Annotated in this window: 13 protein-coding genes; 3 read left to right on the forward strand and 10 right to left on the reverse strand. The window is 70.7% G+C overall.

Translation table 11 applies throughout. The features are described 5' to 3' along the window. Positions 1 to 229: 229 nt before the first annotated feature. The gene (gene rdgB, locus DQW85_RS34395; protein ID WP_113703932.1) at positions 230 to 823 is read right to left on the reverse strand and encodes an RdgB/HAM1 family non-canonical purine NTP pyrophosphatase; all 594 of its coding nucleotides are present in this window, start codon (positions 821 to 823) and stop codon (positions 230 to 232) included. Then, positions 820 to 1,539, reverse strand: a complete 720-nt coding sequence (gene rph / locus DQW85_RS34400) for a ribonuclease PH (RefSeq protein WP_113703933.1) — start codon at positions 1,537 to 1,539, stop codon at positions 820 to 822. The genes rdgB and rph overlap by 4 nt, the downstream gene beginning before the upstream one ends. Positions 1,540 to 1,607: 68 nt before the next feature. Here rph and DQW85_RS34405 point away from each other — a divergent pair, with 68 nt between their 5' ends. After that, positions 1,608 to 2,849, forward strand: coding sequence for an MFS transporter (locus tag DQW85_RS34405; RefSeq protein WP_162795602.1), 1,242 nt, complete (start codon positions 1,608 to 1,610; stop codon positions 2,847 to 2,849). 29 nt (positions 2,850 to 2,878) lie between these two features. On the opposite strand, the gene DQW85_RS34410 is transcribed toward DQW85_RS34405, so the two are convergent. From DQW85_RS34410 to DQW85_RS34420, 3 genes are all read right to left on the reverse strand, one after another. Then, the gene (locus DQW85_RS34410; protein WP_113703935.1) at positions 2,879 to 3,631 is read right to left on the reverse strand and encodes an MBL fold metallo-hydrolase; all 753 of its coding nucleotides are present in this window, start codon (positions 3,629 to 3,631) and stop codon (positions 2,879 to 2,881) included. Further along, on the reverse strand, positions 3,600 to 4,451 hold the full coding sequence (gene murI, locus DQW85_RS34415; protein WP_113703936.1) for a glutamate racemase: 852 nt from the start codon (positions 4,449 to 4,451) through the stop codon (positions 3,600 to 3,602). Before murI ends, DQW85_RS34410 begins: the two co-directional genes overlap by 32 nt. A 65-nt stretch (positions 4,452 to 4,516) precedes the next feature. Further along, the gene (locus DQW85_RS34420; protein ID WP_113703937.1) at positions 4,517 to 5,308 is read right to left on the reverse strand and encodes a thioesterase family protein; all 792 of its coding nucleotides are present in this window, start codon (positions 5,306 to 5,308) and stop codon (positions 4,517 to 4,519) included. Between the two features lie 190 nt (positions 5,309 to 5,498). Between DQW85_RS34420 and DQW85_RS34425 the strand changes: the two genes are divergently transcribed. Beyond that, complete coding sequence (locus DQW85_RS34425) at positions 5,499 to 7,442, forward strand: DUF3352 domain-containing protein (RefSeq protein WP_113703938.1); 1,944 nt, start codon at positions 5,499 to 5,501, stop codon at positions 7,440 to 7,442. A gap of 98 nt (positions 7,443 to 7,540) precedes the next feature. Here the strand turns inward: DQW85_RS34425 and DQW85_RS34430 are convergent, their stop codons facing one another. From DQW85_RS34430 to clpS, 5 genes are all read right to left on the reverse strand, one after another. Then, complete coding sequence (locus DQW85_RS34430) at positions 7,541 to 8,488, reverse strand: PLP-dependent cysteine synthase family protein (protein WP_113703939.1); 948 nt, start codon at positions 8,486 to 8,488, stop codon at positions 7,541 to 7,543. A 1-nt stretch (position 8,489) separates the two neighbouring features. Continuing rightward, complete coding sequence (locus DQW85_RS34435) at positions 8,490 to 8,762, reverse strand: MoaD/ThiS family protein (RefSeq protein ID WP_113703940.1); 273 nt, start codon at positions 8,760 to 8,762, stop codon at positions 8,490 to 8,492. 141 nt (positions 8,763 to 8,903) lie between these two features. Continuing rightward, positions 8,904 to 9,305, reverse strand: coding sequence for a M67 family metallopeptidase (locus DQW85_RS34440; protein ID WP_113703941.1), 402 nt, complete (start codon positions 9,303 to 9,305; stop codon positions 8,904 to 8,906). A 10-nt stretch (positions 9,306 to 9,315) separates the two neighbouring features. Then, entirely contained in the window at positions 9,316 to 9,840 is a 525-nt protein-coding gene (locus DQW85_RS34445) for a DUF2017 domain-containing protein (protein WP_113703943.1), read from the reverse strand. An 11-nt stretch (positions 9,841 to 9,851) separates the two neighbouring features. After that, positions 9,852 to 10,154, reverse strand: coding sequence for an ATP-dependent Clp protease adapter ClpS (gene clpS, locus DQW85_RS34450; RefSeq protein WP_205315627.1), 303 nt, complete (start codon positions 10,152 to 10,154; stop codon positions 9,852 to 9,854). A gap of 37 nt (positions 10,155 to 10,191) precedes the next feature. Here clpS and DQW85_RS34455 point away from each other — a divergent pair. Next, positions 10,192 to 11,388: nicotinate phosphoribosyltransferase (locus DQW85_RS34455; RefSeq protein ID WP_420819206.1), on the forward strand; the 1,197-nt coding region annotated here is incomplete at its 3' end.

The raw sequence follows: 11,388 nt of genomic DNA on the forward strand, positions 1-11,388 counted from the left end.
CGCCTCCGGCCCCACGAGCGCGGCGGACAGCTGGGCCACGCCGAGCGCCACGGCCCCGGCCGCCACGCCCGCGAGCGCCCCTGCCCAGGCGGGCACCACGTCATACTTCTGCACGGCACCGACGCTACGCCCACCCCGGGGGCCGGATTCTTACGCCCCGGTTACGGACCGCCCCTCGGTGCGCAGCCGCGGCGGCGGGACCGGCCGCCGTCGGGCCGCTACGGCCGGGTCAGGCGGATGACAGGAGGTCGCGGACGATGGGGGCGAGGGCGCGGAAGGCGCGGCCCCGGTGGCTGATCGAGTCCTTCTCCTCCGCCGGCATCTCCGCCGTGGTGCGCGTCTCCCCCTCAGGTACGAAGATCGGGTCGTATCCGAACCCGTTCGCGCCCCGAGGAGTGGCGATCAGGCGGCCCCGCAGGGTGCCGTCGACCACGCGCGCCTGCCCCGAGGGCAGCGCCAGCGCCGCCACGCAGGCGAAGTGGGCGGTCAGCCGGTCGGCGGGCACGTCGGAGACCTGCGCCAGCAGCAGATCGAGGTTGGCCCGGTCGTCACCGTGGCGGCCGGACCAGCGGGCCGAGAACACCCCGGGCATGCCGTTCAGCACGTCCACGCACAGGCCCGAGTCGTCGGCCACCGCGGGCAGCCCGGAGCCCTGCGCGACGGCGTGCGCCTTGAGCAGGGCGTTCTCCTCGAACGTGACCCCGGTCTCGGCCACCTCGCCGATCGATGGGAACTCCTCCAGCCCCACGATGTCGAACCCCGCCAGGATGCGGCGCAGCTCTGCGATCTTGCCGGGGTTGCGGGTGGCCAGCACGATCTTCATCGACCCAGCGCCTCTTCCTGGATCAGCGTGAGCTCCTCGCACCCGGCCACGGCCAGGTCGAGGAGCCGGTCGAGCGTGTCGCGGTCGAACGGGGCGCCCTCGGCGGTGCCCTGCACCTCGACGAAGCTGCCCGTGCCGGTCATCACGACGTTCATGTCGGTCTCGGCGGTCACGTCCTCGCTGTAGCAGAGGTCGAGCATCGGCACCGAGCCCACCACCCCCACCGAGACGGCCGACACCGAGCCGACGAGCGGGTCGCCGGGGCACATCCTGCGCTCGCGCATCCAGGCGACCGCGTCGGCGAGGGCCACGTAGGCGCCGGTGATCGCGGCGGTCCTGGTGCCGCCGTCGGCCTGCAGGACGTCGCAGTCGAGCAGGACGGAGTTTTCCCCGAGCGCCTTGTAGTCGACGCACGCCCGCAGCGAACGGCCGATCAGGCGGGAGATCTCGTGGGTGCGACCGCCGATCTTGCCACGGACGGACTCGCGGTCGTTGCGCGTGTTGGTGGCGCGGGGCAGCATCGCGTACTCGGCGGTGACCCAGCCCTGGCCGCTGCCCCTGCGCCAGCGCGGCACGCTGTCCTGGACCGAGGCCGCGCACAGCACCTTGGTGCCGCCGAACTCCACCAGCACCGACCCCTCGGCGTGGGCCAGCCAGCCCCTGGTGATGGTGACGGGGCGGAGCTGGTCCGGCGCGCGGCCATCCTGTCGAGACATGCAGATCACCCTATCTCTGTGCCGACACACTCTTGACCGAGAGTGTCCATCACATGGATCCTTACGCAATGACAACGGGGGTGTTACGGAGCCCTGACTTCCTCCGCTTCCTCGGCTCGCACGTCGCCAACGAGATCGGGATCAACATCTCAAGGGTGGCGCTTCCGCTGGTCGCCGTGCTGGTGCTGCAGGCGGGCGCGCTGGAGGTCGGGGCACTTTCCGCGCTGCAGAGCGCGGCGTTCCTGGCGGTCGGGCTCCCCGCGGGCGTGTGGGTCGACCGGCTGCGCAAGCGGCGGGTCATGATGGCCGCCGACCTGGCCAGGTGCGCGCTGCTGGCGAGTCTTCCGCTGGCGCACCAGCTGGGGCTGCTGTCGATCGGGATGATGTTCGCGGTGGCGCTGCTGGTCGGCACGGCCCAGGTCTTCAACGACGTGGCCGACCAGACCTACCTGCCCGAACTGGTCACCAAGGAGCATCTGAGCAGCGGCAACTCCAAGCTGGAGTTCGTGCGGTCGAGCGGCGCGCTGGCCGGGCCGAGCCTGGGCGGCGTGCTGGTGCAGTTGCTCGGCGCCCCGCTGACAGTGCTGGTCACGGCCCTGACCTCCCTCACGTCCGCGCTGTTCCTGCGTTCGATCAGGACGCCCGACCGGCAGGCGCCTCCCGCGGAGGAGCGCACCGGCATGTGGTCCGGCATCCGCGAGGGGCTCGCGTTCGTCTGGCACGACAGGGTGCTGCGCCCGATCATCCTCACGACCACCGGCACCAACCTCTGCCTCAGCGCCGTGATCGGCCTGTCGGTGCTCTTCCTGGCAGAGGAGGTCAAGCTCCCGCCGGGGCTGATCGGGGTGCTGCTCATGTCGGGCGCGGTCGGCGGGCTGCTCGGCGGCCTGTCGGGCGGGTGGCTGTTCAAGAGGTACGGCACCGCGCGGGTGACCTGGCTGGCGCTCGCCGTGACGTCACCCTTCGGCCTGTTGCTGCCGATGACGCAGGCCGACTGGCGGGTGTCGTTCTTCACCATCACCTCGATCGCGCTGTCGTGGGGCGCGATCCTCTACAACGTGGGGCAGCTCACCTACCGGCAGACGGTCGCCCCGGAGCACATGCTGGGCAGGATCAACGCCACGGTCAGGTTCGTGGTGTGGAGCACGATGCCGGTCGGCGCGCTGCTCGGGGGGCTCGTGGCCCAGCAGATCGGGGTGCGGCAGGCGTTATGGGTGTTCATGGCCGGCCGGTTGATCTCGTTCGTGCCCCTGCTGTTCTCGCCGCTGCCGCGGCTGCGCGACTTCACACAGGTGCGGACCGGCTCGTAGGGCGCCGCCCGGGCCGGCCGCCGGCGGGGTCAGGCGAGGTGGTAGACGGCGCCGCTGCGCGCCAGCTCGATCGGCCCGCCGTAGCCGCCGCGGGAGGCGTCGTCCAGGACCCTGGCCTTGTCGTGCCAGGGCACGAGGTGGGTGAGCACCAGCCTGCCGACGCGGGCCTGGGCCGCGTGTTCGGCCGCCTGCCGTCCCGACATGTGCAGGTCGGCGGGCAGGCCGGGCCTGTCGATGAACGACGCCTCGCAGAGCAGCAGGTCGGCGTCCTCGGCCAGCTTCACCAGCTCCGCCGACTCGCCGGTGTCGCCGGAGTAGGCGACGCTCCGCCCGCCGTACGAGACGCGGAAGCCGTAGGCCTCGACCGGGTGGTTGACCAGCCCGGCCGTCACCATGAACGGTCCGACGCCGAACGTGTCGGGCTGCAGCCGCTCGAACTCGAAGGCGGTCTCCATGCCCGGCTCCTCGGGCATGCCGTAGGCGGCGGCCAGCCGGCGCGGCGCGTCGGCCGGGGCGTAGACGGGCACGCGCGGGTAGGGCGCGTCGGGCCCGTACGTGCGCGCGACGTGATAGCCGCACATGTCCAGGCAGTGGTCGGCGTGGAGGTGGGACAGGCAGATGGCATCTACGTCGTAGAGGCCGATGTGCCGCTGGAGAGGCCCGAGCGAGCCCGCGCCGAAGTCGAGCAGCAGCCTGAAGCCCTCCGCTTCGAGCAGATAGCAGGACGCGGGGCTGTCCGGACCCGGGAAGCTACCCGAGCAGCCGATTATGGTCACCTTCATGTGGGCCTCCGTTAGAGGTAGTACCCCCCACTGGTGTCACTTCGACCGCGTCGATCTCCGGGCCCAGGAAGCGCCGCCCGAGCCGGGCGAAAAGTGCGGAGTCGCCGGTGGCGCGGAAGCGGTGCCGGGGGGTGGCGTCGCTTCCCGCCGCCAGGTCACGGTCGTGCAGGATCCGATAGACGTCCTTGGCCGTCTCATCGGCGCTGGAGACCAGCGTGACCCCGTCACCGGCGACGTAGGCGATCGCGCCGGTGAGCAGCGGGTAGTGGGTGCAGCCGAGGATGAGCGTGTCGCACCCGGCGTCGCCGATGGGGCGCAGGTAGTCGCGCACCACGTCGATGAGCTCGTCGCTCGCCGTCTCGCCGCGTTCGACGTACTCGACCAGGCGCGGGGCGGCCACGCTGGTGAGCTGCACGTCGGGAGCGGCGGTGAAGGCGTCATGGTAGGCCATCGACTCGATGGTGGCCCGGGTGGCGATCACGCCGACCCTGCCCGTGCGGGTGGCGCGCACCGCGCGCCGGGTGGCGGGCTGGATCACCTCGACGACCGGCACGTCGTAGCGTTCGCGCGCGTCGCGCAGCACGGCGGCACTGGCGCTGTTGCACGCGATCACGAGCATCTTGACGTCGTGCTCGACGAGGTGGTCCATCACCTGCAACGCGTACGAGCGGACCTCGGCTATCCGCTTCGGCCCGTACGGCTGGCGGGCCGTGTCGGCCACGTAGGTGACGGACTCGTGGGGCAGCTGGTCGATGATGGCCCTGGCGACCGTCAGGCCACCCACCCCGCTGTCGAAGATCCCGATGCTGGCTTCCGGCACCCTTCAGAGGGTAGGCGACCTGCGGAGTGCGCACTGCGTAAGAATGCTCACAGTGCGCAGGCGTGTCACCCCCGTCCCACCCGTGCCAGCTGGCGCGACTGGGCGACGAGCCGTCCCCGGGAGTCGCGCACCTCGATCTCCTCGTCGAACCAGCCGTCGGAGACGAGGCGCCCGCTGCCGATCAGGGTGAGCAGGCCGGGGGCGGGCAGCGCGCGCAGGTGCCAGGTCAGGTCGACGGTGGGCGCCCAGCCCCTGGCCCCGGCGGAGAACACCACGGGCGGCAGCGCGTCGACGGCGAGCGCGAGCACGTACGGGTCGGGGTCCTGGGGCTCGGCCATCCGGAAGTAGGCGCGCGACTCGGGCCGGCCCGTGGGCGCGCCCCGCAGCCAGCCGACCGTGGGCGGGTCGAACAGGAGCTCCATCTGGGCGTTGAGCGTCATGCCTGACTCGGGCTTGGGGTCGGGCAGCTTCAGGCAATCCTCGGGGCGCGGCATGACATATCCGGGTTCTTCGGCATACGCGGGGGACACGTCGGCGAGCGTGGCCGTGGTGATCAGGCACTCGATCTGGGTCACGCCGCCCTGGACGAGCCTTGCCCGCATGAAAGCCACGGTCCTGCCCGCCTTGAGCCGCTCGACCTCGACCCGCGCCGGTCCCGGGGCGGGCGCCTTGAGGAACTGCGCGGTCGTGCTCACCGGGTGCTCGAACGGCGAGGCGTCCACCGCCGCCCGCAGGATCACCGCCATCAGGTAGCCGCCGTTCAGGGGGCCGCCGATCGCGTATCCGGGATCGAGGCAGACGTCGTAGGCGGTCTCGTCGATCCGGATCGCCTGCGTGGCCTCGTCGAACTTGGTCATCTGCTCCGCCTTGCGTCCCGAATTTTGTTCTAGTAGGCCCACAACTCTACGGCATCACGGCCCTCTGTCGCCTACCTGGGGAAATGGGGCGAATAAGGAGGTCATAAGCGACTTCAGTGCATTGCAAGCGCCCATCTAGCAACATCAGCTACCTTCGCTGTGGTCAAAAGTCCACTTTGTGAGTTGAGTGATGTCTGCTAACAATCCCCCTCATGGCCAGGATCCCGACCGGACCACGGCGTATCGCTGGAGCCACGAGCAGGAGCCCGCCAACCCGCCGACCACACCGCTGTCCCAGGGCCAGCCGTACCCGCCGCAGCAGCCCTACCAGGGCCAGGGTCAGGGCGGCTACGGCCAGCAGCCCACGTACGAGCAGCCCGCGTACGGGCAGCAGCCGTACGGTCAGCAGCAGAGCTTCGGCCAGCAGCCCGGCTACGAGCAGCAGGGACACGGGCAGCAGTCTTTCGGCCAGCAGTCCTATGGTCAGCAGCCCTACGGGCAGCCCGGCTACGGACAGCAGGACCAGTACGGCCAGCAGTCCGGGTACGCGCAGCCCGGGTACGGCCAGCAGTCCGCGTACGGGCAGCAGCCCGGCTACGGGCAGCCCGCGTACGGGCAGCAGGACCAGTATGGGCAGGCGGGTTGGCAGCAGCAGGGTCCCGAGGTTCTGGGCGGCCCCGGCGAGCCCGCCAGGAAGGGCCGCAGGGGCTGGATCGTCGCCCTGGCCGCCGCGCTCGCCGTGGTGGTGCTCGGCGGTGGCGCCGTGTGGGCGGTGGGCGCGCTCGGTGGCGGCGGCACGCAGCCGCACGAGGTGCTGCCGGCCAACGCCATCGCCTACTTCCGTCTCGACCTCGACCCGGCCGCCAACCAGAAGGTGGCGCTGTTCCAGCTGGCCCGGAAGTTCACGGCCACCAAGGACTCCTTCAGCGGCGAGGACCCGCGCGAGGCGCTGTTCAACGCGATCAAGAAGGGCAGCGGCGGCGACCTGGCCAAGGTGGACTTCGCCAAGGACGTGGACCCCTGGCTGGGCAGCCGGATCGGCCTCGCCCTGCTGCCGCCGGCGGGCGGCAAGGAGCCCGGCTTCGCGGTGGCCGTCCAGGTCAAGGACGAGGCCCAGGCCAAGGCGGGCATCGCCAAGATGATGGGCGACAACAAGTACGGCATCGCCTTCCGTGACGACTACGCGCTCCTCACGGCCGAGCAGGCGCAGGCCGACAAGTACGCCGCCGAGGAGGGCAGCCTCGCCACGCGCGCCGACTTCGGCGACGACCTGGACGCCGTCGGCGAGCAGGGTGTGCTGTCCTACTGGGCGCACCTGGGCGAGCTAGCCAAGCTGGCCAGCCAGGAGATCCCCGCCGAGCAGGCCAAGGCGCTGGACCAGATCAAGAACGCCCGGTTCGCCGGCGCGCTCCGCTTCGACAGCGCGTACGTCGAGCTGGCCGGCACCGTACGGGGAGCCGAGAACCTCATCGAGGGCGACCTGCAGAAGGCCGACCTGTCCAAGCTGCCCGCCACCACCGCCGGCGCGCTCTCCATCTCGGGCCTGGACCAGGTCGTCGCCAAGAAGTGGGCCGAGATCGAGCAGTCGATCGGCGCGAACCCCGGCGGGGCGCAGTTCAAGCAGTTCATCGACCAGGCCAGGCAGCAGTACGGGCTGCAGCTCCCCGACGACCTGACCACGATCCTGGGCAAGAACCTGACCGTCGCGGTGGACAGCGAGGGCCTGGACGGCGACCAGATCAAGGGCGGCGTGCGCATCGTGACCGACCCGGCCAAGGCCCAGGCCGTGGTGGACAAGGTCAAGCAGGCGATGACCGCCGGCGGCCAGCCCGCTCCGCAGATCGCCACGGTCGCCGGTGAGGGCACGTTCACCGTGGCCACCACCCAGGACTACGCCAAGAAGCTCGCCGAGGAGGGCACGCTGGGCGACAGCGAGACCTTCACGACCGCCGTCCCGGACGCCGGTGAGGCGACGTTCGCCGTCTTCGTCGACCTGGACAAGGTGGAGCAGCACTACCTGAAGAACATGCAGGGCGAGGAGAAGGCCAACGCCCAGATGCTGCGCGCCGTGGGCCTCAGCGGCAAGCAGACGCCCGACGAGGCCACGTTCTCGCTCCGGGTGCTGTTCAACTAGCCGGCGGGCACGCGACGGGCGGCCGGCCACTCGCCGGCCGCCCATCGGCGTGCTCGGAGACGTGCGCGGGGGACGTGGGCGGGGGACGTGGGCGGGGACTACGCCCAGAGCTGGCCTTCGAGGCGCTGCTCGGCCTCTTCGAGGGTGCCCTCGTAGGCGCCGGTCGACAGGTATTTCCAGCCGCCGTCGGCGACCACGAACACGATGTCGGCCCGCTCGCCCGCCTTGGCGGCCTTGCGGGCCACGCCCAGCGCGGCATGCAGCGCGGCGCCCGTGGAGACCCCGGCGAAGACGCCCTCGGACGCCAGCAGTTCGCGGGTGCGGCGCAGCGCGTCGGCGGAGCCGACCGAGAAGCGGGTGGTCAGCACCGACTCGTCGTAGAGCTCGGGGATGAAGCCCTCGTCGACGTTGCGCAGGCCGTAGACCAGCTCTCCGTAGCGCGGCTCGGCGGCCACGATCTGGACGCCGGGCACCCGCTCGCGCAGGAACCGGCCGACCCCCATCAGCGTGCCCGTCGTGCCGAGGCCGGCGACGAAATGGGTCACGGTGGGCAGGTCGTCGAGGATCTCCGGCCCGGTCGTCTCGTAGTGGGAGCGCCAGTTGGCCGGGTTGCCGTACTGGTAGAGCATCACCCAGGACGGGTTGCGCTCGGCCAGCTCCTTGGCCACCCGGACCGCCTCGTTGGACCCACCGGCCGCCGGCGAGGAGATGATCTCGGCGCCCCACATGCGCAGCAGCTGGCGGCGCTCCTCGGAGGTGTTCTCCGGCATCACGCAGATCAGGTGGTAGCCCTTGAGCCGGGCCGACATGGCCAGCGAGATGCCGGTGTTGCCGCTGGTCGGCTCGAGGATCGTGCACCCCGGCGTGAGCAGGCCGTCCTTCTCGGCCTGCTCGACCATCCAGAGCGCCGGCCGGTCCTTGATCGAACCGGTGGGGTTGCGGTCCTCCAGCTTGGCCCAGATCCGCACGTCGGGAGAGGGCGACAGCCGCGAAAGGCCGACGAGCGGCGTGCGGCCGACCGAGTCGATCAGCGATTCGAAGCGCATGTCACCCGCCGGCGACAGCGGGGAGAACGGTCACCGTGTCACCGTCGGACACGGGGGTGCCGAGGCCGCCGAGGAAGCGGACGTCCTCGTCGTTCAGGTAGACGTTCACGAAGCGGCGCAGGCTGCCCTGGTCGACCAGGCGCTCCTTGATGCCGGGATGCGCGGACTCCAGGTTGCTGATCAGCTCGTCGAGGGTGGCCCCCTCAGCGGCGACGGCCTTCGCGCCGCCGGTGTAGTTGCGCAGGATGGTCGGAATGCGAACCTCGATGGCCATCGCGGTCAAATCTCCTCAGGTCAGGTCGTCGTCCCATCGGCACCAACGCCGACGGCCGGATGCGGATTCCAGCTCACCTACAGTCGTAGACGACGACAGCCGGAGTATGCGCGAAGAGGCAGCTCTGCACAGCCCGGACCATCATGGAACAAACCTTACCTCTTCCTCGGTGACCACCCCGTCGAGGATCCGGTAGGAGCGGAACTCCACCTCGTCCTCGTCGCGGGTGGACACGAGGACGTAGTGGGCGTTCGGCTCCGAGGCGTACGAGATGTCGGTGCGCGACGGGTAGGCCTCGGTCGCCGTGTGCGAATGGTAGATCACGACCGGCTCCTCGTCGCGGTCGTCCATCTCGCGCCAGACGCGAAGCTGCTCCATCGAGTCGAAGCGGTAGAACGTGGGCGAGCGCTCGGCGTTCGCCATCGGGACGAACCGCTCGGGCACGCCGTCCCGCCCCGCGATCACGCCGCACGCCTCATCGGGATGATCGGCCCGGGCATGGGCAACGATCTTGTCCACGAGTTCCTGTGGGATCGTCAGCATGGCCCGGAAGCTACCAGAGCGCCCGTACCAGTGTGTCCTGGAGGTAGGTCAGCCAGTCGTAGGTGACGTAGGCCGGGTAGCGGGGGTCGTCCTCCGCCATCGTGGCGATCTCCTCGTGGATCTCCTCGGTCACCTCCAGCTTGGTGCCGAGCGCCAGCCGTACGTCGTTGAGCGAGCGCAGCCACGCCTGGGCCTGCTCGGCCGTGAGCTCGGTGCGCCCCGGCCGGGCGGTGTCGAGCATGGTGCGCGCGTCGGCGCGCTTGCCCTCGCGCAGCGTCGCCTCGGTGTAGCGGCGGAACTCCGCCGCGTCCTCCGCGTCCTCGTACGCCGAGGGGAACAGGCGGGCGAGCACCGGATCGGACGGGACCCGGCTCGCGCCGATGCCCAGGGCGCGCTCAAGCGGGTCGTCGCTGGTCTCACCCGGCTCCACGAGGCCGAGTACCTGCGTGACGAGCGAGCGGAGGATCGCCACCTCCGCCGCCTCGAACTCCACGACGGCCCCGCCGCCGTCCTTGGTCCTGAACCCCGAGCTCACCCGCACCCGCCTCACTTGACCGAGTCGGGCTGGAGCGTCGCCCACAGGCCGTAGGAGTGAAGGATCTGCACGTCGCGCTCCATCTCTTCGCGGGTGCCGCTGGACACCACGGCCTTGCCCTTGTGGTGGACGTCCAGCATCAGCTTCTCCGCCTTCTCACGGGTGTAGCCGAAGACGGTCTGGAACACATAGGTCACGTAGGACATGAGGTTGACCGGGTCGTTCCAGACGATCGTCACCCATGGCAGATCGGGCCGGACGTCCGTTGACGGACGCTCGACGGCGATTGGAGCGGTGCTACCCACATCCACCATCCTGCCCTACCTCCGCCGTAGTCTTCGACTCGTGACAATGACCATGAGCACCGCGTTGCTCACTGATCACTATGAGCTGACGATGTTGCAGGCGGCTCTGCGGAGTGGCGCCGCCGGCAGACGCGCCGTTTTCGAGGTGTTCGCCCGGCACCTGCCAGGTGGCAGGCGTTACGGGGTCGTCGCCGGCACGGGGCGTGTCCTTGACGAGATCGAACACTTCCGTTTCGGTGACGAGGAACTCGCCTTCCTGCGGGACGGGCACGTGGTCGACGAGTCCACCCTCGCCTTTCTCGCAGATTACCGATTTTCCGGAAACGTGTACGGCTACGGGGAGGGCGACGTCTACTTCCCCGCCTCACCGATCATGGTGGTGGAGGGCACGTTCGCCGAGGCCGTGCTGCTCGAGACCCTCGTCCTGTCCGTCCTGAACCATGACTGTGCCATCGCCTCGGCCGCGTCCCGGATGCGCAACGCCGCGGGCAGCCGTCCCATCATCGAGATGGGCTCGCGCCGCACCCACGAGCGCGCCGCGGTCGCCGCCGCCCGCGCCGCCTACATCGCCGGCTTCGCCTCCACGTCCAACCTCATGGCCGGCCGTACGTACGGCATCCCCACCGCGGGCACCGCCGCCCACGCCTTCACGCTGCTGCACGACTCCGAGCACGCGGCGTTCGAGGCCCAGATCGCCTCACTCGGCGCCGCGACCACGCTGCTGGTCGACACCTACGACGTGCCGGCGGCGGTCCGCACGGCGGTCGAGCTGGCCGGGCCAAAGCTCGGAGCGGTCCGCATCGACTCGGGCGACCTGGCGGCGGCCGCGCAGGAGGTGCGCGAGCAGCTCGACGCCCTCGGCGCGTTCGACACCCGCATCCTGGTGACCTCCGACCTCGACGAGTACGCCATCGCCGCGCTGGCCGCCGCCCCGGTGGACGGCTACGGGGTGGGCACCTCACTGGTGACCGGGTCCGGGGTGCCGACGGCCGCGCTGGTCTACAAGCTGGTGGCCCGCGAGACGGCGGCGGGCAGGCTGGAGCCGGTCGCCAAGCGTTCGGTGGGCAAGCCGTCGCGCGGCGGGCGCAAGGACGCCTACCGCCTGTTCGACGAGACGGGTCACGCCGAGACCGAGCTGATCACCACCTCCCGCGAGGCGCCGGAGGGCGGGGTCCCGCTGCTGCGCGAGCTGGTGCGCGACGGCGCGGTCGTCGGCCGCGAGCCCCTCGGCGCGGCCCGCGAC

It is taken from the genome of Nonomuraea lactucae (assembly GCF_003313395.1).
GTDB lineage: Bacteria > Actinomycetota > Actinomycetes > Streptosporangiales > Streptosporangiaceae > Nonomuraea > Nonomuraea lactucae.

Coding starts and splice junctions, on each gene's coding strand:
- DQW85_RS34425 (WP_113703938.1), top strand. CDS start 5,499: ATGTCTGCTAACAATCCCCCTCATGGCCAGGATCCCGACCGGACCACG.
- DQW85_RS34405 (WP_162795602.1), top strand. CDS start 1,608: ATGACAACGGGGGTGTTACGGAGCCCTGACTTCCTCCGCTTCCTCGGC.
- DQW85_RS34440 (WP_113703941.1), bottom strand. CDS start 9,305: ATGCTGACGATCCCACAGGAACTCGTGGACAAGATCGTTGCCCATGCC.
- DQW85_RS34420 (WP_113703937.1), bottom strand. CDS start 5,308: ATGACCAAGTTCGACGAGGCCACGCAGGCGATCCGGATCGACGAGACC.
- rph (WP_113703933.1), bottom strand. CDS start 1,539: ATGTCTCGACAGGATGGCCGCGCGCCGGACCAGCTCCGCCCCGTCACC.
- rdgB (WP_113703932.1), bottom strand. CDS start 823: ATGAAGATCGTGCTGGCCACCCGCAACCCCGGCAAGATCGCAGAGCTG.
- DQW85_RS34410 (WP_113703935.1), bottom strand. CDS start 3,631: ATGAAGGTGACCATAATCGGCTGCTCGGGTAGCTTCCCGGGTCCGGAC.
- clpS (WP_205315627.1), bottom strand. CDS start 10,154: ATGGTGGATGTGGGTAGCACCGCTCCAATCGCCGTCGAGCGTCCGTCA.
- DQW85_RS34435 (WP_113703940.1), bottom strand. CDS start 8,762: ATGGCCATCGAGGTTCGCATTCCGACCATCCTGCGCAACTACACCGGC.
- DQW85_RS34430 (WP_113703939.1), bottom strand. CDS start 8,488: ATGCGCTTCGAATCGCTGATCGACTCGGTCGGCCGCACGCCGCTCGTC.